The sequence below is a fragment of the Massilia luteola genome (genome assembly GCF_034420155.1).
Taxonomy (GTDB): domain Bacteria; phylum Pseudomonadota; class Gammaproteobacteria; order Burkholderiales; family Burkholderiaceae_D; genus Telluria; species Telluria luteola.
Window position 1 is genome coordinate 1 of record NZ_JAXOFN010000041.1, and the last position, 22,745, is coordinate 22,745.

A 22,745-nucleotide genomic window follows, 5' to 3' on the forward strand; every position below is an offset into this window, starting at 1 on the left:
GTCGTCGCCGGCTACGGCCTGTGGGTCTACCGCCGCAAGAAGAGCGCGAACACGTCCGCCTCGCACGACTACTTCCTGGCCGAAGGCTCGCTCACCTGGTGGGCCATCGGCGCGTCGCTGATCGCGTCCAACATCTCCGCCGAGCAGTTCATCGGCATGAGCGGTTCGGGCTTCCGCATCGGCATGGCCATCGCCGTGTACGAACTGATGGCCGCCGCCACGCTGGTCATCGTCGCCGTGTTCTTCATGCCGGTCTACCTCAAGAACCGCATCTACACGATGCCCCAGTTCCTCGAACAGCGCTACGGCAAGGCCGTCGCCACGACGATGGCGCTGTTCTGGCTCGGCCTGTACGTCGTCGTCAACCTGACCTCGATCCTGTACCTGGGCGCGCTCGCGATCGGCAGCGTCACCGGCGTCGGCGTGCTGCCCTGCATGCTGTTCCTCGCCGTCTTCGCCGCCATCATCACGCTGGGCGGCATGAAGGTCATCGGCTACACGGACGTGATCCAGGTGACCTGCCTCGTCATCGGCGGCCTCGTGACCACGTGGCTGGCGCTGGACCTCGTCGCCAAGCTGGGCCAGGGCCACGGCGCGCTGCAGGGCTTCTCGACCTTGTACAACACGACCCGCGACCACTTCGAAATGGTGCTGGGCCGCGACAACAAGAACTACATGGACCTGCCGGGCCTGTCGACGCTGATCGGCGGCATGTGGATCGTCAACCTGAACTACTGGGGCTGCAACCAGTACATCACGCAGCGCGCCCTCGGCGCCGACCTGCCGACCGCGCGCAAGGGCCTGCTGTTCGCGGCATTCCTGAAACTGGTGATGCCGATGATCGTCGTCATGCCGGGCATCGCCGCGTTCGCGCTGGACCGTGCCGGCGTGCTGGGCGACGCCATGCGCGTCGGCGGCGAGCTGAATCCGGACCGCGCCTACCCGACCCTGCTGGCGATGCTCCCGTCGGGCATCAAGGGCATCGCGTTCGCCGCGCTGACGGCCGCCGTCGTCGCATCGCTGGCCGGCAAGGCCAACTCGATCGCCACCATCTTCACGCTCGACATCTACCAGAAGCGCCTGCACCCGAACGTCAGCGAACAGAAGATGGTGTGGATCGGCCGCATGACCGTCATCGTGTCGATGCTGCTGGCCATCGTGATCGCGCCGCTGATGGGCATCGACAAGAAGGGTGGCTTCCAGTACATCCAGGAATACACGGGCTTCGTCTCGCCGGGCATCCTGGCCATGTTCCTGCTGGGCTTCTTCTGGAAAAAGACAACGGCGGACGCGGCGATGTTCGCGACCGTCGGCGGCCTGGTGTTCTCGATCATCCTGAAGTTCCTGCCGACGATGATGGACCTGCACTTCCTCGCGCCGATCGGCTTCGCCCACGACAACGGCAGCGGTGTCTACGAGATCCCGTTCCTGGACCGCATGTTCATCGTGTTCTGGCTCGTCGTGGCCGGCATGGTGCTGCTCAGCACCGTATTCGCCCGCGGCAAAGTGAAAGCGCTGATCGTCGACACCAAGCTGTTCAAGGTCGACGGCGCATTCGCCCTCGGCTCGGCCGTCATCTGCGTGGTGCTGGCCACGATCTACGGCATGTGGTGGTAAGGATCCGCCGATCGTCGTAGGGCGGGCTCCCCGAGCCCGCGCGGACGTCCGCGTCATACGGACGTTATGCGTGGGCAGACGGTGACCACCCTGCGCACTGCCAGTAACGCGTCGTCCCCGCGCAGGCGGGGGTCCAATTTTGCAAGCGTTTCGATACGCGGAAATCTTGGGTCCCCGCCTCCGCGGGGACGACGTTTTCCACATATATGAAGTTTGTATATACGCTGTTGAAAAACATAATGGTTGTACTCCTTGCAAGACGACAGAATGCCGGTCAGTCGCCTGATTGGTTCGCTGCGCGCACCAACGACGACATACACCAATAAGTCAAAACGACACAGCAAGGAGATTACATGCAGCCGAAGACCCTGAGCGTACTCGTACGCTCGCTTTTCCCATTGTTCGTCCTCCCCGCCATGCCTGCCGCTTTCGCCCAGCAGGCACCGCAATCCACGTCCTCCGACCCCGCCGCGGGCGCCGACACCGCCGTGCAGCAGGTCGTCGTCTCGGGTATCCGCGCATCCGTGCGCAGCGCCCTGGCGGTGAAGGAGAATTCCAACAGCATAGTCGAAGTCGTCGCCTCCGAAGACATCGGCAAGCTGCCCGACACCACCATCGCCGAATCGCTCGCGCGCCTGCCCGGCCTCGCCGCCGGCCTCGATCGCGGCAATGCGAGCCAGATCGTCGCGCGCGGCATGGGCGAGCGCTTCATCGGCGCCACGCTGAACGGCCGCGAGCTCGCCTCGTCGGAGCCGAACCGCGCGGTGCGCTTCGAGCAGTTCCCGTCGGAGTCGCTGTCCGGCGCCATCGTCTACAAGACGCAGAACGCCGACCTCGTCGAAGGCGGCGTCGCGACGACGATCGACCTGCAGACCGTGCAGCCGCTGAAGTACAACGGCCGCCAGGCCTCGATCAAGGCCGATGCGCTATACTACCCGCTGGCGAAGGACGTCGACGCGCAATCCGTGCGTCCGCGCCTCGGCGGCATCTGGATCGACCAGTTCGCAGACAAGACGATCGGCGCGGCAGTGGCGTTCAGCTACCAGAAGCAGCCGTCGATCGAGGAACGCAAGAACCACTGGGGCTTCAACGAGACGAACTCGGTCGACCTGAACCACGACGGCAAGGTCGACAAGACGCCGTGGGGCTTCGAGGATGAACTCAAGCACGGCACCAATGAACGCAGCAGCGTGCTGGGCAAGCTGGAATGGAAGGCGAACCCGGACGCGCTGATCACGGCCGACCTGTACTTCGCCCGCGACAAGATCCGCGAGCCGAGCGTGCAGCACTGGACCGGCGACATCGGCAACTGGGACGGCTACCAGAGCGCCAACTACGCGAACCTCGACATCCGCGACGGCTACGTCGTCGGCGCCACCGTCAAGGATGTCGGCGTGTCGACGCACAGCACGCGCTGGCTCCAGAACATGGACAACGTGGCCGGTGGCCTGAACGGCAAGTTCAACGTGGGCGACTGGAAGGTCGAGGCGGACGTCGCCACGTCGCGCGCGAGCCGCGCCAGCCAGTGGGCCGACGTGCGCAACACCACCGCGAACAACGGCACGCTGTCGTGGGCATTCACCGGCAACGAGCAGCAGTCGTATTCGTTCAGCGAAGACACCGGCAACCTGGCCAACTTCGGCGCGCCGCAGCTCTACATCGACAACGACGGCCATGTGCACGACCGCCTCGACTCGGCCCAGCTGAGCGGCGCGCTGCCGCTGGATCTCGGCCCGGTCAGCCGCATCAAGATCGGCGCGCGCTTCGCCGACCGCGAAAAATCGTACCACCAGACCACGTGGAACGTAACGCCGTCGACCGCGTCGATTCCGGCGTCGGCGTACGAGACCATCAACGTGCCCGGCTACTTCCCGGCACTGAGCCTGCGCGATTTCGAAGGCACCGTGTCGTCCGTGTTCGGCGCCGGCGCCCTCGACCCGAGCGGCCGCACGCAGACGGCGAACGACCTGCTGGCCGGCTGGAAGGTCAAGGAGCGCACGAGCGCCCTGTACGCCCAGGCCGACCTGGACGGCGAACTGTTCGGCCACAAATACCGCGGCAACGCGGGCGTGCGCCTCGTGCACACGCACCAGACGGGCGAAGGCATGGAGTCCGTCAACGGCGCGGCGCCGACGCCGACCGAAGGCGGCGCGTCGTACACGAAAGCCCTGCCGAGCACGAACCTGATCTTCAGCCTCGATGGCGAGGACAAGCACCAGCTGCGCTTCTCGCTGGCCCGCGCGATGTCGCGCGCGCCGATGGACGAGATGCGCGCATCGCGCCAGCTGTCGGTCGACACGACGCCGGGTTCGCAGCAGCCGCTCACCGGCAGCGCCGGCAACCCGGCCCTGCTGCCGATGATGGCCAACCAGGCCGACCTCGCCTACCAGTGGTACTTCGACAAAGGCTCGCTGTTCTCGGCCGCGCTGTTCTATAAGCAGATCGGCAGCTACATCGGCATCACGTCCGACACGACCACCATCAACGGCCGCCAGGCCGTGATCACGCGCTCGATCAACGGCGAAGGCGGCTACGTGCGCGGCCTGGAACTGGTGTACCAGCACGCGTTCACGCGCCTGCCGGCACCGTTCGACGGTCTCGGCGTCGCCGCCAACTGGTCGTACAACGAGAGCGACATCCACGAGTACACGAATAACTACCCGATGGAAGGCCTGATGCGCAACAACGGCGGCGTCACGCTGTGGTACGAGAAGAACGGCTTCGAGGCGCGCCTCTCGGCCAACTACCACAGCCCGTTCGTGCGCATGCCCAAGTGGACCGCCGGCTACATGGCGGAAAACGGCGAGGAGACGTACGTCACCGCGAACGTCTCGTACTACCTGACGCGGCAGCTGCAGCTGCGCGTGGGCCTGGACAACATCACGAACCAGAAGGTGGTCTACACGCAGAACGCCAATGCGTACATGCAGAACGTGATGGAATACGGCCGCCGCTATAATGTCGGCCTGAGCTACAAGTTCTGACGATGACATTCACGCGTCCCACGCTGTTGCGCACCGCCCTGCTGCTGGCCTTCGCCGGCCCCGGCATGGCGGGCGCGGAACAACTCCTCAACGTCGACGCGAGCGCGCCCGCGCCCGAACCGCGCACCGGCTACATCAAGCTGGGCACGGCCACGAGCAAGGGCGGGCACACGCTCGGCATCAACAACCAATACCTCACGCGCGACGGCAAACCGTGGCTGCCGGTGATGGGCGAATTCCATTATTCGCGCAGCCCGGCCGCCGGCTGGGATGCCGAACTCGCGAAGATGAAATCGGCCGGCATCGACATCGTCGCCAGCTACGTCATCTGGAGCCACCACGAGGCCAGCGAAGGGCATTTCGACTGGTCCGGCAACCGCGACCTGCGCCGCTTCGTCCAGCTGGCCCAAAAGCACGGCCTCGAGGTCGTCGTGCGCGTGGGTCCGTGGTCGCATGCGGAAGTCCGCTACGGCGGCTTCCCGGACTGGGTCGTCGACGCGATGCCGACCCGCGGCAACGACCCCACCTACCTGCATTACGTGGCGCGCTTCTACCGCGAGATCGGACGCCAGCTCGACGGCCTCCTGTACAAGCAGGGCGGCCCCGTGATCGGCGCGCAGATCGAGAACGAGTACAACCTGGCCGGCCCCGGCCGCGGCGCGGAGCACATCCGCACGCTGAAGGGCCTGGCCGTGAAGGCGGGCATCGACGTGCCCTACTACACGGTCACGGGCTGGGACCAGACCCTGTACCCGTCCGGCGAAGTGACGCCGGTGTTCGGCGGCTATCCGGACGAGCCGTGGGCGACCAGCACCAAGGAACTGCCGCCCAAGGAAACGTACGCGTTCCGCTTCGACACCCGCGTGAGCGGCGACCTCGGTGCGCAGACCCGCGCGAGTCACCAGGGCACGGCGGAGACGGACATGGACAAGACCCCGTTCCTCGGCGCGGAATACGGCGCGGGCCTGCCCGCGATGTACCGCCGCCGCACGCTGGTGTCCAGCGACGACATCGCGGCCATGCTGCCCGTGCAGCTGGGCTCCGGCGTCAACCTGATGGGCTACTACATGTTCCACGGCGGGAGAAATCCCGTGGGCGGCACGACGCTGGAAGAAAGTACGAAGAGCGGCGGCTACAACGACGTCCCCGCGATCAACTACGACTTCAACGCGCCGCTCGGACCTGACGGCCAGCAGCGTCCCGTGCTGGCGGCGCTGCGGCCGTTCCACTGGTTCCTGCACGACTTCGGCGCGCGCCTGGCGCCGATGACCGTGCGCCGGCCCGACGTCGTGCCGAAGGATCCGGCCGACCTGGGCCCGCCGCGCTGGTCCGTCCGCAGCCGCGGCGATGCGGCGTTCCTGTTCTACGACGGCCACATCCGCCAGTACCCGACGCCGGCGCGTACACAGGTCCGCTTCGGCATCAAGCTGCCCGGCGGGACGGTAACGCTGCCGCGCCATCCGGTCGACCTGCCGGCCGGCGCGTACTTCGCCTGGCCCGTCAACTTCGACATGGACGGCCAGCGCCTGACCTATGCGACGGCGCAGCCGCTGGCAAAGCTGGACAACGGCACGTGGGTGTTCGCCGCGCAGGACGGCGTGCCCGTCGAATTCGCGTTCGGCGCACGGGCCCGCGGCTGCGTGCGGGCCGGCCATGCCCACGTCGACGAAGCGGACGGCGTGCTCGTCGACGGCATCGAACCGGGTCTGGATGCGGCGTTCACGCTGCGCTGCCCGGGCCAGGCGCCGCTCACGGTGCTCGTGCTGTCGCAGGCGCAGGCACGCCAAGCGGCGTTGGGAACGTTCCAGGGCCGACGCCGCCTCGTGCTCAGCGACGCGCAGGCGTACTTCGACAGTGGGCGCCTGGTACTGCGCAGCGCGGGGCAGCCGCACGTGCGCGCGGCCGTCTATCCGCCGCTGCCGGTGTCGCCCGCGGCCAGCACCGCGCTCAAGACCGATGGGCGCGACGGCCTGTTCCAGGTCCTGGAAGCGACGCTGCCGGCGCGCGACGTGGCGGTGGCTGTCAAACCGCTGCGCCCGGCCGGGACGGCATGGCCGGTGCGCATCGGCGGCAACGCCAGGGCGGCGGTGGCGCCGTATCCGGAAGCGTTCGGCGCGTCGGCCGCATGGCAGCTGGACGTGGCCGCGGCGGGCCGGTCGAAGGACGTGGACAGCCTGCTGCTCGACATCGACTTCACGGGCGACGTGGCCCGCCTGTTCGACGGCACGCGCATGGTCGACGACTGGTATTACAACGGCCAGCGCTGGCAATTCGATCTCGCCAACCTGCCGGCACAGCGCCAGGGTCCGCTCACGCTGACCGTGCTGCCGCTGCGCGCGGACGCGCCCATCTACCTGCCGCGCGAGCACCGGCCCGACTTCGGCGGCAAGCCGCAGCTGGCCGAGGTGCACGCGGTGAAGGTGGTGCCGGTGTACCGGGTCGAGATCGGAAAGTAAGGCGACGCCCCCGCCGGCGGGGCATGACGATCGATGGCGCGCCTGGCGACAGGCGCGCCATCGACACGTCAACGACCTCGATCGTCCATCCCCTCCACATCCTGGAGCGCAAGGCCGCGCACCCCGGCCTGCCGCAGCGACGGCACGCCGGCCGCCCGGCCCAGGCGCACGTGATCGAAACGCGCGCCCGCCACGTCGTCCAGCACGATGGCCGGCCGCGCATCCGGCGCCGCCGTCCGCAGGTCGGCGTGATGCACCTCGACGTTGCGCGCATGGCGGCAATACAGGCCGTACGCGGGCGTCACGCCGAACATGCTGGGCTCGGGATAGTGGTCCGGCTGCTCGGGCGGCACCCGCGTCGCATCGGCGGCCGTACCGCCGCCGCCGTACACGATGGTGATGTTCGACAGGCGCACGTCCTCGACCGGCGCCTCCGGCAGGCCCGCGACGATGGACGCGTACGGCGCGTTCGCCTGCGACACGACGACGTTGCTGATGTTGACGCGGCGGATCGCGCCGACGGGCGTGCCCGCGGGCGCGCGCATGCGGCGGCCCAGGCGGATGAACAGCGGGGCCGTCGTCAGGTCGCGCATGGCGAGGTTGTCGACGGTGACGTCCTCGATGACGGCGCCGTCCACGCTTTCGATGGCCAGGCCGCGGCAATGCTCGAACACGCAATTCGAGATCGCGATGTTGCGGAAGCCCCCGTTCGACTCGGTGCCCAGCTTGATGCGGCCGCACACGCCCTCTTCGTCCGGCGCCTTGGCCTGCGTGGTCTTGAACGTGCCGTCGAGGTAGCTCCCCAGGTCGAAGCCGGATACCTGGCATCCGGTGATCGTCACGTGTTCCGTGAAGCGCGCGCGGCCCAGCGCGTAGGAGCTCTTCAGGCAGATGGCGTCGTCGTTCGGCGTGTTCACGGCGCAGTCGCTGATGCGGACGTTGCGGCAGCAATCGATGTCGAAGCCGTCGCGCTCCGTGTCGACGGCGAGGTTCGCGATCGTCAGGTTGTCGACGCCGGTCGCCAGCACGGCGAAGTGGCCGCACTTGAGCATCGAAAAATCGCGCAGCAGCACGTTGCGGCAGTTCTTCAGCGCGATCGCCTTGTTGCCCTTGCCATCCATCTCGGCGCCGAACACGGTGCCCGCGCGTGCGCGCTCGCCCATCGGGTCCTTGCCGCCGAGCGAGGACGGCATGTCGCCCGCCTTCATCGGCCGGTTGGCGCCCGGCCCGGAGCGGGTCAGGCCGCGGCCCCAGATCCGGCCCGGCCCGAGGATCGCGACATCTTCCAGGCCGTCGCCCCAGATCAGCGAATTGTGCCAGTGGCTGTGGCCGAAGTCCTGGTAGGCGTCGTACGCGTTGGGCTCGGCCGGGTCGTAGCGGCCCGGGGCCCGCGCCGGATCGGCGGCGACGATCACGCTGCCCGCGTCGAGATACAGCGCGACGCGGCTTTGCAGCCGGATCGAAAAACTCAGGTAGCGGCCGGCCGGGAAGCGCACCGTGCCGCCGCCCGCCGCGCTGGCGGCCGCGATGGCGGCGTTGATCGCGTCCGTGTCGAGGGTGGCGCCGTCGCCGCGCGCGCCGAACGCGCGCACGTCGAACCCCGGGGACGACGTGGCGGCAAAGGCGGGACCGAATGTGGAGGCGCAGGCGCCCGCGCCGAGGGCGAGCAGGACGCGGCGCCGGGCGGCGGCCGTGGGTGTCATCGGATATTCATTTTTCATGATACGCACAAACATAACACCGCCGCGCCGCACCGAACGCGCAAGTTGCTGATCTATCGTATGACGTGGAAAGTGAAAGCTGCGCCAAGTCGCCGACAAACTCGTGACACGCTTAATGACAAGCCTGAATGAAAAAAGCCACGGAACCGTGACTTTTTCAAGCGCTCAAAGTGCGAATTTGGCTGCGGGACTATAACGGAAGGCTGTGCTTCTTGCGATAGACATCAGCTTTGAAAGCAACGGCACCGTATGCAGGAGCCTTCGACTTCTTACGCTGTGCACGCACCTGACTTGGCGACGACGGCTTCAACTTTGCCAACGCCTGCAAAAAACATCCGCGTCGCCGCGCAGGCGCGCCTGGACGCGGCCCAGCCAGGCCGGATCGAGATAAAACATCACGTACGACCACGGCACGTCGCCCACCGGATTGCAGCCGTGGACGGCGCCCGGATTGACGACGACGACGGCGCCCTGCTCCACCACTTCGGCGTGCGTCCCGTTGACGTACGTGCTGCGGCCGCCCGTGATGACGCCGATGGAATGCGTTTCGTGCCAGTGCCGCCCGTAGCGCAGGTCGCGCCCGTCCGTCACGCGGCGCGCTTCGATGAACGGCAAGGCGTGGTCGCGCCAGAAGGTCTGCTGCGCGCGCGGTCGGTCGGGTCGGCTCATGGTGGTCCATTCTAACCAAAAAAAAGCGCCCCGCAGGGCGCCAAGGTGCCGAAACCCATAAACCCGGTCAGGCGCGCCAGGCCTGTACGAAAGCAGCGGCACGTGCCGCCAGCGCGTCCAGGCCGACGCCCGGCGCAAACAACTGGCCGCCGATCCCCGCCCCGGTCGCACCGGCCGCCTTCCACGCGGGGATCTGCTCGGGCGCCACGCCGCCCACGGGCCACAGCGGCGTCCCGGCAGGCAGCACGGATGTCATCGCCTTCAGGCCCGCGGGTCCGATGGACTCGGCCGGGAACAGCTTCAATGCATGCGCCCCCGCGTCCAGCGCGGTGAAGGCTTCGGTCGGCGTGGCGACGCCCGGCGCGCACAGCATGCCGGCGGCGCGCGCATGCGCGATCGCGGCCGGGTTGCAGTTCGGGGCGACGAACAGCCGGCCGCCGGCCCGCGCGACCGCGTCGACGTCGGCCACGCTCAGCATCGTGCCGCCGCCGACGATGGCATCCGGCGGCGCCATGTCGACGAGGATGCGGATCGCGTCCAGCGCGCCCGGCCGGTTCAGCGGCACTTCGAGCAGGCGCCAGCCGGCGTCGAACAGCACGCGGCCGACGGCGGCGGCGTCCTTGGGGTCGAGGCCGCGCAGGATGGCGACGAGGGGCAGGTCAGGGAGAGTCATGAAGGTATCCGGTCCAGGAAACGCGCCAGCGCGGCGCAATACGCGCGGTCCGGATCGAGCCCGGCGAGCGCCACGCCGAAGTGGCCGGCCGCGCGTGCGTAACGGGCCTGCAGCGCGGGCGACCCGATGCAGGTCAGCGGGGCGGCGCGCCCGGCCGCGACGAATTCCGCGCCGACGAGCAGGCCGCTCACGAACGACCGCGCCTGCGCGGCCGGCATGGCGCCCGTGACGACGCGGGCGCGCACGCCGAACAGCGCGTTCGACAGCGGCGCGCCAACGCGGGCTTCCTCAAGGCCGGCGATGAAGGCCGCGTCGTCGTCCTCGCCCGCCATCAGCGGCGCCAGCGTGCCGTGCGCGGACAGCGTCGCGAACAACTCGCCCGTCATGAACGTGGCGATGCGGCGCATGATGCCGTCTTCGACGAGCACCCATTTGCTGTGCGTGCCGGGCAGGACGAACCAGCCGTCGCGCCGGCCCAGCGCCACGGCGCCCAGCAACTGGGTCTCCTCGCCGCGCATCACGTCGACGTGGGCGCCGCGCTGGGCGTAGCCGGGCACGATCAGGCAGGGCCGCCCGGCGCGCGGGTCGTCGATGCAAACGAGGTGGTCCGGCAGCGCTTCCAGCGGCGTGCCGATGTCGAGGTAGGGAATCTCGCGCCAGCCCTGGGCGCTGCCCACCATGCCGGAGGCGACGACGGGGACGTCGGCACCGACATCCATGGCGGCCAGCAGCCGGGCGAACGAGCCGGCGAAATCGGGCCGCGCGGCCAGCATGCCCTGGTCGTCGGCGCGGTCGGCCAGGCACGTGCCGGCGCCATCGACGAGATAGGCGCGGCGGTTGCTCGTGCCCCAGTCGATGCCGAGCAGGCGGCGGGTTGGCGATGGCGCGGACTTATCCATGCCGCCATGCTACCCGCTGCGCGCCGTGCCGACCCATCGCGTGTGCGCGCCCTGCTATCCCGATTTGATATACGTGACCCGCGCCGTCGGCTTGGGGCGCGTGGCCGTCTCGCGCAGCGCGCCCAGCATCGCTTCGGCCGCCGGCGACAGCTGGTGGTGGCGCCGGGTGATGATGCCGTAGACGTCCATGCGCAGGTTCAGTTCGTACGGCAGCACGGCCAGCAGGCCGTTGTCCAGGTACGGCTTGACGAGTTCGACGGACATCGGCGCCACCATGTCGCTGGCCAGCAGCAGGGTCGTGACGACCGGGAGTTCGGCCGTCGACACCGTCTCGGCCGGCTGCTCCAGGCCCTGCGTGAGGAACAGCGCCGAGATCCGGTCGCGCACCATGCTGCCGGCCGGCGGCACGATCCACGCCTGGCGCGCCAGGTCGGCCAGGTCGAGGCCGCGCGCGCCCAGCAGCGGGTGGCCGGCGCGCACGATCAGGCAGTGCGGCTCGTCGGTGATGGGCTCGAAATGGAATTCGTCGGCGATGGCGCCGTCGACGATGCGGCCGATGACGATGTCCAGGTCGCCCGCGCGCAGGTGCTCGACCAGCTGCTTGCTGCTGTTGACTTCGATCGATACGTTCAGGCGCGCATGCCGCGTCTTGAGCAGGGTGACGGCCGCCGGCAGCAGCGTCGTCGACGGCGTCAGGATGGCGCCGACCGCGACGCGCCCGCGCAGGCCGGACATCAGTTCCATCACTTCCTGGTAGGCGGCGTCCATCTCGGCCAGCGAGGCGCCGGCGCGGCGAATCAGCACCTTGCCGTACCACGTGGGCTCGACGCCGCGCGGCAGGCGCTCGAACAGGGTGACGCCCAGCGCGTGTTCCAGCTCGCCGAGCAGTTTCGACGCGGCCGGCTGCGTCAGGTTCGCGGCCTGGGCGGCCTGCATGATCGACCCGTGCCGGCCCAGTTCGACGAGCAGGACGAGGTGGCGCGTCTTGAGGTAGGCGCGGACGAAGCGGTCGGAGCGGGGATCGGACATGGCGGTGCGGCGTGGGCCTCGTAAGTTTCCATAATGATAGTTGCCCATCCGTTCAGGGTCAAACCCCGGGTTGGCCTTGCCGCATCCGGAATACTACCTAGTCGTGATAGACCTGGCTCCTGCCGCCGTCGACCAGCAGGTCGGTCGCGTTTACGAACCGCGCCTCGTCGCTGGCGAGGAACAGTGCGGCGTTGGCGACGTCCTCCGGTTCGCCGATCCAGCCGCACGGCAGCAGCGCGGCCTGGCGCCGGCGTTCCGCTTCCGGATCGGGGAAGGCGGCCAGCCACGCCTCGATGCGCTCGGTCAGGATCAGGCCAGGCGAGATCGAATTCACGCGGATGCCGCGCGCCGCGTACTCGATGCCGAGCGAACGGGTGAGCCCGATCAGGCCGTGCTTCGCGACCGGATACGGAAAACAGCCCTTGATGATCTTGTGGCCGTGCACGGACGCGATGTTCACGATACTGCCGCCGCCTTGCGCCAGCATCGCCGGCAGCACGGCGCGGCAGGCATTCCAGGCGCCTTCCAGGTCGAGCCCCAGGCAGCGCCTCCAGCCGTCCGTGTCCAGTTCGAGCGGGTCGGCGAACACGTTCACACCCGCGTTGTTGACGAGGATGTCGATGTGGCCGAAGTGCGCCAGCGCGCGCCCGGCCAGGCGTTCCACCGCGGCGCTGTCGGTGATGTCGGCCTGCACGAACAGGCAGCGCGCGCTGCCCAGTTCCTCCTGCAGCGCCTGCGCGGCGGCATCGACGACGTGGCTGTTGATGACCACGCGCGCGCCTTCGCGCGCAAACCGGCGCGCGACGGCCGCGCCGATGCCCATGGTGGAGCCGGTGACGATCGCCACCTTCCCTTCGAGTCGTCCGTTCATCTCTTCCTGCCGCTTCCCTGGTGATGCATGTTGTTATATACCATGCATCGTACACCACGGGCCGGCAGGTCTACCACTCCGCGACGCTGCCGTCGGCATGGCGCCAGACCGGATTGCGCCAGTCCGGTGCCTGGCGGCTCGCCTCGATGACGCGGTCCTCGTCGATCTCCACGCCGAGGCCGGGCTTCGGCAGCGGCCGGATCCAGCCGCTGCTCAAGCGGAAATCGTCCTTGTTCTTCACATAATCCAGCAGCTCGGCGCCCTGGTTGTAGTGGATACCCATGCTTTGCTCCTGCAGCACGGCGTTGTGGGCGACGAAGTCGACCTGCAGGCAGGACGCCAGCGCCACCGGTCCGAGCGGGCAATGCGGTGCGAACGCGATGTCGTGCGCCTCGGCCATCGCGGCGATCTTGACGCACTCCGTGATGCCGCCCGCGTGCGACAGGTCGGGCTGGACGATGGCCAGGCCGCCCCTGTCGAACACGCGCTTGAAGTCGAAGCGCGAGTACATGCGCTCGCCCGCCGCCAGCGGAATCGCGGTGGCATCGGCCAGCGCGCGGTAGTACTCGTCCTGCTCGGCCAGCACCGGCTCCTCGACGAACAGCGGGCGGAACGGCTCCAGCTCGCGCAGCAGCACCTTCGCCATCGGCGCCGACACGCGTCCGTGGAAGTCGACGCCGAACTCGATCTCGTAGCCGAACTTCGAACGCACCTCGGCCACGCGGGCGACGGCCTGGTCGACCTTGCGCGCGCTGTCGACGATGCCCAGTTCCTCCGTGCCGTTCATCTTGAACGTATCGAAGCCGGCCTCGCGCAGCGCCTGGATGCCGGCGATCAGTTCGGCCGGACGGTCGCCGCCGACCCAGCTGTACGTCTTCATGCGGTCGCGCACGAGGCCGCCCAGCAGCTCGTAGACCGGCTGCCCCAGCACCTTGCCCTTGATGTCCCACAGTGCCTGGTCGATGCCGGCGATGGCGCTCATCAGGATCGGGCCGCCGCGGTAGAAGCCGGCGCGGTACATCGTCTGCCACAAGTCGTTGATCCGTGCCGGGTCCTTGCCGACCAGGTAGTCGGACAGCTCGTGCACGGCCGCTTCGACGGTGCGCGCGCGGCCCTCGATGACGGGTTCGCCCCAACCGGTGACGCCCTCGTCGGTCTCGATCTTGAGCAGCATCCAGCGCGGCGGGACGCGATAGGTGGTGAGTCGGGTGATTTTCATGGCGGCCAGTGTAGCCGCGCCCGTGCCGGCGCATGCATGCGCAATCGCGGGGGAGCTATACGGTTCCGATATAGACGCTTTGCGCTGCAGATACCGGGTGGCCGTCGGCTTGTCAGGAGCGCCGTATTGTCCGCATACAGTTTGGCCTCCGCGGGCTCGTGGCCCATATCTCATCTACGAACGAGCGCATGAATGCGATAGGGCGCTTACAAAATTTTTTCTTGCGTCCAGGCGAAATATTAAATTTTGGCAATAAACAGTTCCATGTGAAAATTGGATACTTTTTCGGTGCCGGGCTTACATTAAGATCGAACACCTAAAAAGGTAGACGGATGGCAATTTTCAAAAACAATGACGGGGATTTCTTCTTTGGAATTCTTTACAGCAGGCATGAAGGGCGTTATTCAGGCAACTTCCTGCGCTTCGATGCTTCCGCTCTCAACAATATAGAGAAAATAAATTATCTCACCTCTCGCTTGTCAAAGATTTTATTAGCCATTCCACTTATCTTGTTTTTTTATGACCGATACTGGCACCAGCACCTAATTACTCAATATCTTTACTGCACCGAACTCGTCATACTTGCCATCTTGGCCGTTGTATATTTTGCCATCTTGCCACGCAGACTGATAAATAACAAGACTTCTCTTCGAAATGAGAATTTAATATGCATGATTCCGACATCAGTTGCCATCTATAGAAATGGGGGCAATATATTCTTATCCATTTTATTGACATCCTTATGTTCCGGGGCAGTAAGTTTCGGCAGACCTACGCTGTTATTCGGAACATTAGTCTCGATCTCGATTATCTTCTATTGGTGTGGTTACCGATATTCTTTGGAGGACGCGAGGACGCGAGGACGTAATGGTAAGGCTTAGATGTCGAGCCCAATTTGATCGTAACCGCGTTTGACGAGTAATTCTGGTCGTTTCTGCTGGTAATCCTTGAGCGCGAAGATAGGTGCTCTGCTGCCGATGGCGCGTTGGGGAATGTGGAGGTTGTACAGCTTCAAATAGTTCAGTAAAGGCACCTCGATATGCACGACAGGCTCGCCGGGTCATTTCGCGGAAATCGTTACCCCCCCCTTCGCGCTGGCCATGCTGCATATGATCGCGGTGCCTGGGCACGATGTGGTGCGCACGCTTTTGCTGCGTTGCGCATCCCCACGTCGTAAACACGGGCGCGCGGGTCAGTATCAGATCTTGAACTCGTCCAGCGACCGCCCGCTGGCCAATGCCTCGGCGATCCAGCGCGGCTGGCGTCCGCGCCCCGTCCAGGTCTGGCCGCTGTCGGCCGGATTGCGGTAGCGCGGCGAGGCCTTCTGCACGAGCGCGTCGAGCGGGATACCCGCGTCCGCGGCGAGCGCATGGATGCGGGCGCGCGCCTGTTCGCGTTCTTCGCGGACGCGGCGCTGGAGCTCCTGTCCAATATCGAAGTACAAACCTTTCAGTTCGGCCAGGTCATAACCGGTGAGATCGATCGGCGCCATGGGTCGGTAGTCCTTTGCCAGGAAAGTTGCGCGGGCCACCATTTTACTATGTTGCGGCGGCGGCGATATGTGAACTGCAACGTAGTCGGCGCGCCACAATTCGGCGATTCAGCGAACTTTCCGTAAGGCATTACGTGTTACGATTCCTCATCGGCGTCCGTCCCAATCCCCGACGGCGCCTTCTTCTGCGGCCCTTGCCCCGCCGCCGTTCATATCTCCGGAACGGCCATGCTGATGACCTCGACGACACCCGAAACTTCACGCCTCGCGGCCCTGGCCGCGCTCGACCTGCTCGACACCGGACCGGAGCCCCGCTTCGACCGCTTCACGCGCCTGGCCGCGCTGACCTTCGGCGTACCGATCGCGCTCGTCACCCTCGTGGACGAGAACCGCCAGTGGTTCAAGTCGCGCTGCGGGCTGGACGTCGAAGAAACGCCCCGCTCCGCCGCGTTTTGCGGCCACGTCGTGGCCCAGCGCGCCATGCTCGTCGTCGAGGATGCGGCGCTCGACCCGCGTGTCGCCGACGATCCGCTCGTCAAGGGTGAGCCGTACATCCGCTTCTACGCCGGCCAGCCGCTGTTCTGCGACGGCCACGCCGTCGGCACGCTATGCATCGTCGACCGCAACCCGCGCCGCTTCGACGAGCGCCGGCGCCAGTGCCTGCGCGACCTCGCCGACCTGGTGGAAGTGGAACTGAACCAGGCGCGGGTCGCGACGGCGCGCGTGATGGCCGACCAGGCGCTCAAGTCGCTCAACGCGGAACTGGAACAGCGGGTCGCGCGGCGCACGGCCGAACTGGAAACCCGCCTCGGGGAGCTGTCCGCGGAAGCCGCCCAGCGCAAGGCCGCCGAGACGTCGCTGCGCGATGCCCAGTCGTGGAACGACACGATCGTCGCGACGTCGTACAGCGCCTTCGTCGGCGCCGACCGCGAAGGACGGATCATGGAATGGAACCCTGCGGCCGAACGCATCTTCGGCTGGAGCCGCGGCGAGGCCGTCGGCCGTCCGCTGGCGGAACTGATCGTGCCGGAAGAACTGCGCGCCGCCCACGCGGCCGGCATGGAGCGCTTCCTGGCGACCGGCGTCAGCACCGTCGTCGACCGCCGCATCGAACTGCCCGCGCTGACGGCGAACGGACGCCGCCTCACCGTCGAGATGCGGGTCGGCGCCTACGAATGGCAGGGCCGGCGCTGCGTCGGCGCGTTCCTCGACGACGTATCGGAACGCAACCGCACGCGCCAGCAGCTCGAGGAGAAGCAGGAATTGCTGGACGCCGTGCTGGAATCGATCGACGTCGCCGTCGTCGCCTGCGACGCGGAGGGCAACCTCACGCTGTTCAACAAGAAGGCCCGCATGCTGCACGGCCTGGGCCAGGAATGCGTCACGTCGTCCGACTGGCCCACGTATTATTCGCTGTTCGAAGCCGACGGGCACACGCCGCTGCCGGCGGACGAGGTGCCGCTGGCGCGCGTGCTGCGCGGCGAGGTGGTGCGCGAACAGGCCATGACGGTCGCGCCGGCCGGGCGCCCCGCCGCCACCTTGCTCGCCAGCGGACGCCCGTTGCGCAGCAAGAGCGGGCGCGCGCTCGGTGCCGTCGTTGCCATGCAGGACATCACGGAGCGCAACGCCGCGCGCGAACAGATGGAAACGAGCGAACGCCGGCTGCGCGCCGTCACGGAAAACCTGCCTGCGCTGATCGGCAAGGTCAACGCGGCCGGCAAATTCGTGTTCCTGAACGGCCGCGCCATCCAGTTCTACGGCAAATCGGCCGAGGCCCTCATCGGCCACGACGTACGCGACGCCTATTCGGAAGCGGAGTACGCCAAGCTGCAACCGCACCTGCAACGCGTCCATGCGGGCGAGCGCAGCACGTTCGAGGACGTCATCGAGGTGAACGGGCGCCAGCTGTATTACCAGTGCGCGTTCGTGCCGCAGCGGACGGCGGACGGCACCCCGGACGGCTATTACGCGATGGCGTTCGACATGACCGCCCGCAAGCTCAGCGAGCTGCGCCAGGCCGAGAGCGAGGAGCGGCTGCGCACCATCACGGACAACGTGCCGGTGCTGATCGCCTACCTCGACGCCGACCGCCGCTATGCCTTCGCCAATGCCGTGCACGCGTCGTGGCTCGGGGTGCGCCCCGAACAGGTCATCGGGCTCACCGTCGACGAAGCGTTCGGCCCCGCCTTCCACGCCCCGCAGGCCAAGGCGCTGGAACAGGCATGGCTCGGCACCGCGTCGCAATGCGAGCACGAGATCGTGCGCAAGAGCCAGACGCGCATCGTCCATTCGACCTTCCTGCCGCAGATGCGCGGCGGCCGCGTGGTGGGCGTGTACATCCTGACGACCGATGCGACGGCCTCGCGCATGCACGAGCGCAGCCTGCACGCGCTGGCGCATACGGACCCGCTGACGCAGCTGCCGAACCGGCGCCGCTTCGAGCAGGCGCTGGCCGGCGCCGCCGGCCGCGCGCGCCAGGGCGACCGCGATTGCGCGCTGCTGTACCTGGACATCGACTTCTTCAAGCAGATCAACGACCGCTACGGCCACGCCACGGGCGACGACGTGCTCGTGGAATTCGCGCGCCGCCTGCGCGCCGGCGTGCGCTCGTCCGACCTCGTGGCGCGCCTCGCCGGCGACGAATTCACGGTGCTGCTGCACGACGTGCGCAGCGAGGCCGACGTCGAGCGCGTCGCGCGCAAGATCCTGGACGCCGTCGCCGAGCCGTTCGTGCTGGGCGCGCATACGCTCAAGGTCGGCACGACGATCGGCGTCGGCCTGGCGTCGGGCGGCGGACTCGACCCGCGCGCGCTGATGGAAACGGCCGACCGCGCGCTGTACGCGGCCAAGGAAGCGGGACGCCACACCTACGCGATCCTGCACATGGGCGAATATGCCTGATTCGGCTACAGCGCGAGGCGGGTGTCGCGCCGCAGCATGTCCTGCAATCCGTCCTGCGCGACGGCGGCGCTGAAATAATAGCCCTGCATCTGGTCGCAGCCGTGGTCGCGCAGGAAGGTCAGCTGCTCGTGCGTCTCGACCCCTTCCGCGATCACCTTCAGCTTGAGGTTGTGGCCGAGCGCGATGATGGCGCGCGTGATGACGGCGTGGCCGTTATGGAGCCCGGTGGAGCTGCCGAGGAAGGAGCGGTCGATCTTGATGCAGTCGACCGGGAATTTCTGCAGGTGGCTGAGGCTCGAATAGCCCGTGCCGAAGTCGTCGATCGACAGGCCCACGCCCAGCAGCTTGAGCTGGGCCAGCGCTTCGAGCGCTTCCTCCGGGTGGTCCATCAGCTGGCTTTCCGTCACTTCCAGTTCCAGCCGGTGCGCGGCCACGCCATGCCGCGCGAGCGTGTCCGCGAGGCGGTGCACGAAGCGGCGCTGGCGCAACTGGCGCGCCGACAGGTTCACCGCGATCGAGAAATCCTCGATCCCCAGCGCGCCGAGCGTGCGCAAGGTGGCGCACGCTTCGTCGAGCACCCAGTCGCCGAGCGGGACGATCAGCCCGGTCTGCTCGGCCACGGGAATGAACACGTCGGGCGGAATGATGCCGTCGACCGGATGCTGCCAGCGCACGAGCGCCTCCGCGCCCACCACCTTGCCGGTGCGCAGGTCGACCTTGGGCTGGTAGCCAAGCACCAGCTCGCGGTTGCGGATCGCACGCGCCAGGCTCGCTTCCAGCAGCAGGTGCTGGTGCACGACCTGGTTCAGCTCGACCGAGTAGAACTGCACGTTGTTACGGCCCAGCGTCTTGGCGTGGTACATCGCGGCGTCGGCGGCGCGCATCACGTGGTCGACCGTGCGGCCGTCCTGGGGAAACAGGCTCACGCCGATACTCGTGCCGGGCAGGATCTCCTTGTCGCCCACGTGGATCGGCGCCGATACGCTCTGGCGGATGCGCTCGACGAGGCCGGCCACCTGCGCCACGTCGGGCTGTTCGGCGATCACGAGCACGAACTCGTCGCCGCCCAGGCGCGCCACCGTGTCGTCCTCGCGCATGCTCTCGCGCAGGCGCGCGGCGATCTCGCGCAGGACGGCGTCGCCGGCTTCGTGGCCGAAGGTGTCGTTGATGTGCTTGAAGTTGTCGAGGTCGAGGAAGGCGAGCGCGCCCTGCTTGTGGTGGGCCGCGGCGGCATCGATCGCGGCCTTCAGGCGCTCCAGCAGCAAGGTCCGGTTGGCCAGGCCGGTGAGTCCGTCGTGGAGGGCCAGGTGCTGCAGCCGGCGCTCGTAGTGCCGGGCCTCGGTGACGTCGCTGATCACGCCGACGAAGTGCGTGACGGCGCCGTCGATGCTGGAGACCGGATCGATGCGCAGGTCGTTCCAGAACACCTCGCCGTTCTTGCGCCGGTTGCGCAGGACCGCGCGCACGCTTTCCTGGCGCGCCAGCGCGTCGTGGATCCGCTGCCGCTCGTCCAGGTCGCAGTCGTCGACGCGCATGAAGCGGGGATTCTTGCCCTTGACCTCGGCCAGCGTGTAACCCGTGATCTGTTCGAACGCCGGATTCACGTACTCGATGATGTTGTCGGCGTCGACGCAGCACGTGATCACGATGGCGTTGACGCTCGCGTACATGGCCCGCTCGCGCACGCGCAGGCCGTGCTCGGCTTCCTTGCGCGCCGAGATGTCCAGCCCCGTGCCGAACACGACCGGCAGGCTGCCCAGGCTGGCCCGGGCGCAGTGGAACAGGTATGGCGTGCGCTTGCCGTGCCGGCCGACGAGCTCGGCTTCGTGGGACGACGAACCGCGGTCGAACGCCTCCAGGATCTTTTGCACGATCCCCGCCCGGGCCTGCTCGTCGAAGAAATTCTTGACGTTGAACGTCGGCAAATCCTCGCTCGACAATTCGAGCGCCGCTTCCAGCTGGTGGTTCCACAGGAGCAGATGACCGCTCTGGTCGACCACATAAAACACGCAGGGCAATTCCTCGATGATGTCGGCGATGGGCAGGTCCTGGATCAGCGCGTAACGGGTCGGCGCCAGGCCGGAGCGCGGCACGATGATCACGCTGAAACTGCCGGGCTGGTCGGGATCGAGCGACTGCGGCGCCACCGTCACCCGCACGGGCACCCGGCGCCCGTCCGCACAGATCAGCTCACCCGTCGAATCGGCGTTGGCCCGGTCCCGCATGGCGGCCACGGCGGACGCATCGTCGAAGGCGATGATCGTGTCGAGGCCGCGGTTGCGGATGGCGGACGCGTCGTAGCCCGCCAGCTTTTCGCAGGCGCGGTTCCAGCTCGTGATGGTCCCTGTCGCGTCGACGACGAATACCGCGAGGGGCAAAGGCGAAAGGTTCACGGGCTCCTCCTGAGAACCTGCCGGGGCTGCTTCGAATGACGTCCGGCGGGCAAATATCATAGCGCAGTCGTGAAGTATGGGGCGCCATATTTACGCAGCATGACGTCGGCGCCCGCCGGGCCTGGATGCGGGGTGTCGGGGTCGGGTGCGGCGCATGTCGGTTAGTTGCATAATTCCGGCAGAGACCGGCCCCTCCGCACAGGTGCCGGCCGGTCACCCCGGCCCCGGTCAGCGCGCTGCCTGCGGCGCCGCCGGCGTCTCCGCGCCTGCGCCCGCGTCCGCCCGCGCGGCCGCCGCCTCGTCCGGCACGGCATCGCGCCGGCGCAGCGCGTAGCGGTTCAGTCCCGCCATGTGGACGCGGCACAGGTAGTCTTCCCAGTCGATCAGGCGCGCATCGACGGGATACAGCCGCCGCGCCTCCTCGCCGCAGCGCGCGGCCAGCGCCAGCAGGCCGGCATTGTGGAAGCGGCAGCGCGGGTGCGCATAGAAGGCGAACGTCAGCGCCAGCAGGCGCGTGGTGCGCAGTTTGTCGAGCGCGCGCGTGGCGCCCTGCGCGCCGGCGAGCCTGCGCAGGCCGTTCCACGCGGTGGCGCCGAGGCCGAACGCGCCCAGCGCGAAGCGGAACGTGCCCTCCCCGACCGTACGGAAATCGTGCTTCGGCTCGGCATGGAACAGGCGGTCGTACTTGCGCCAGTTGCGCTTGGCTTCCGCCTGCAGCAGGCGGATCAGTTCGCCCAGCGCGAGCGGATTCGTCGACCCGCTGCAGCACTGGTAGATGCGGTGGCGCGGCGCGCCGGACAGCGCTTCGGCGCCGGCCAGCACGATCGCGTTGGCGACCAGGTCGACGGGGACGATGTCGATGATGCCCTCGCGCCGCGCGGGAAAGAAGCTCGTCTTGCCGCGCGCGTAGGCCAGGATGACGGCGTCCGCCACCTTGACGCCCTCGATCCAGCCGGGCGCCGGATCGCGCAGCGTGCTTTCGATGATGGACGGGCGCACGATCGTGAGCATGCGCCCGTGCATGACGCGCAGCGCGACCTGCTCGCCCAGCCATTTGGTGAACGTGTAGGTGTCGTTCCACCCGTGGTGCTGGGCCTGGGCGATGCCGAGGTCCGTCAGGCGCCGGCGCAGCCGTTCCGGATCGGGGCAGGCCGCGCGCACCCGCTCGATCTTGCGCTGCAGCGAATCGATCAGGGCGTCGACGTCGTACCAGCCGTCGCGGTGGCGCGGGATGGCGTCGCGCGCCGCGCCGGCCGGCGCCACGACCTCCTCGCGCATCTCGCCGCGGTTGTAGCCGTTCACGTAACAGGTCGAGACGTGCACCAGCGGCGCGCCGGCCACGCGCGCGAAGGCCGTCACGTGGCGCAGGCTGAGCGTGTTGATGGCCAGTGCCTGGTCGAGCGGTTCGCGGAAGTCGACGCTGGCCGCCGCGTTCACGACCACGTCCACCGCGCGCGCCAGCGCCTCGAAGCGCGCGGGCGGCAGGCCGAAGCCGGGTGCCGTGATCTCGCCGGTCACGCACTCCACGCGCTCGGCCAGGAAGCGCTCCAGCCGGGCCGGCCGCGCGGCGCGCAGGTCGTCGAACACGGTCGACGGCGCGATCTCGCGTTCGAAGCGCGCGCGGGCGTCGCCGTGCCCGCCCGCGCGGACGAGCAGCACGATGCGGCCGAGGTCGGGCACCGTGCGGATCAGCTTTTCCATCAGGACCTTCGCGACGAAGCCCGTGGCGCCCGTGAGCAGGATGCACTTGCCGGCGTAGGCGGCGGGCACGTCCGGCGCCGTCTCGTTGATTGATGTCGTCATGGCGTCTCCGGTGAATAT

14 protein-coding genes are annotated in these 22,745 nt (G+C 67.7%); 4 read left to right on the forward strand and 10 right to left on the reverse strand.

The window, feature by feature from the left end:
* The 3 genes from U9J41_RS26205 to U9J41_RS26215 form a co-directional block, all read left to right on the forward strand.
* Positions 1 to 1,617, forward strand: a 1,617-nt coding sequence (locus tag U9J41_RS26205) for a sodium:solute symporter family transporter (RefSeq protein WP_322403980.1), incomplete at its 5' end; no start/stop codon positions are given.
* A gap of 353 nt (positions 1,618 to 1,970) precedes the next feature.
* Entirely contained in the window at positions 1,971 to 4,601 is a 2,631-nt protein-coding gene (locus U9J41_RS26210; protein ID WP_322405114.1) for a TonB-dependent receptor, read from the forward strand.
* Between the two features lie 2 nt (positions 4,602 to 4,603).
* Positions 4,604 to 7,057 carry a beta-galactosidase gene (locus tag U9J41_RS26215; protein ID WP_322405116.1) on the forward strand — a complete coding sequence of 818 codons (2,454 nt, stop codon included), beginning with the start codon at positions 4,604 to 4,606 and terminating at the stop codon, positions 7,055 to 7,057.
* Between the two features lie 68 nt (positions 7,058 to 7,125).
* On the opposite strand, the gene U9J41_RS26220 is transcribed toward U9J41_RS26215, so the two are convergent.
* The 8 genes from U9J41_RS26220 to U9J41_RS26255 all read right to left on the reverse strand — a co-directional run bounded on the left by U9J41_RS26220 (position 7,126) and on the right by U9J41_RS26255 (position 15,630).
* Positions 7,126 to 8,760 (reverse strand): rhamnogalacturonidase, encoded by a 1,635-nt coding sequence (locus U9J41_RS26220; RefSeq protein ID WP_322405118.1) that lies wholly within the window; start codon positions 8,758 to 8,760, stop codon positions 7,126 to 7,128.
* Positions 8,761 to 9,084: 324 nt separating this feature from the next.
* Entirely contained in the window at positions 9,085 to 9,447 is a 363-nt protein-coding gene (locus U9J41_RS26225; protein WP_322405120.1) for an AraC family ligand binding domain-containing protein, read from the reverse strand.
* Between the two features lie 67 nt (positions 9,448 to 9,514).
* Entirely contained in the window at positions 9,515 to 10,120 is a 606-nt protein-coding gene (locus U9J41_RS26230) for a 2-dehydro-3-deoxy-6-phosphogalactonate aldolase (protein WP_322405121.1), read from the reverse strand.
* Positions 10,117 to 11,019 carry a 2-dehydro-3-deoxygalactonokinase gene (locus U9J41_RS26235; RefSeq protein ID WP_322405122.1) on the reverse strand — a complete coding sequence of 301 codons (903 nt, stop codon included), beginning with the start codon at positions 11,017 to 11,019 and terminating at the stop codon, positions 10,117 to 10,119. Before U9J41_RS26235 ends, U9J41_RS26230 begins: the two co-directional genes overlap by 4 nt.
* Positions 11,020 to 11,073: 54 nt before the next feature.
* Complete coding sequence (locus U9J41_RS26240; RefSeq protein ID WP_322405123.1) at positions 11,074 to 12,048, reverse strand: LysR substrate-binding domain-containing protein; 975 nt, start codon at positions 12,046 to 12,048, stop codon at positions 11,074 to 11,076.
* A gap of 97 nt (positions 12,049 to 12,145) precedes the next feature.
* Positions 12,146 to 12,919: an SDR family oxidoreductase gene (locus U9J41_RS26245; RefSeq protein WP_322405124.1), complete on the reverse strand. Its 774-nt coding sequence runs from the start codon at positions 12,917 to 12,919 to the stop codon at positions 12,146 to 12,148.
* A gap of 70 nt (positions 12,920 to 12,989) precedes the next feature.
* Positions 12,990 to 14,138 (reverse strand): galactonate dehydratase, encoded by a 1,149-nt coding sequence (gene dgoD, locus U9J41_RS26250; protein WP_322405125.1) that lies wholly within the window; start codon positions 14,136 to 14,138, stop codon positions 12,990 to 12,992.
* A 1,198-nt stretch (positions 14,139 to 15,336) separates the two neighbouring features.
* Positions 15,337 to 15,630, reverse strand: coding sequence for an H-NS histone family protein (locus U9J41_RS26255; RefSeq protein ID WP_322405126.1), 294 nt, complete (start codon positions 15,628 to 15,630; stop codon positions 15,337 to 15,339).
* A gap of 228 nt (positions 15,631 to 15,858) precedes the next feature.
* On the opposite strand from U9J41_RS26255, the gene U9J41_RS26260 reads away from it, so the two are divergent.
* Complete coding sequence (locus tag U9J41_RS26260; protein WP_322405127.1) at positions 15,859 to 18,531, forward strand: PAS domain S-box protein; 2,673 nt, start codon at positions 15,859 to 15,861, stop codon at positions 18,529 to 18,531.
* A gap of 5 nt (positions 18,532 to 18,536) precedes the next feature.
* Here the strand turns inward: U9J41_RS26260 and U9J41_RS26265 are convergent, their stop codons facing one another.
* Together U9J41_RS26265 and U9J41_RS26270 are read right to left on the reverse strand one after the other, a co-directional pair.
* Positions 18,537 to 20,924, reverse strand: a complete 2,388-nt coding sequence (locus U9J41_RS26265; protein ID WP_322405128.1) for a sensor domain-containing protein — start codon at positions 20,922 to 20,924, stop codon at positions 18,537 to 18,539.
* 228 nt (positions 20,925 to 21,152) lie between these two features.
* Entirely contained in the window at positions 21,153 to 22,727 is a 1,575-nt protein-coding gene (locus U9J41_RS26270) for a fatty acyl-CoA reductase (RefSeq protein WP_322405129.1), read from the reverse strand.
* Positions 22,728 to 22,745: the final 18 nt, after the last annotated feature.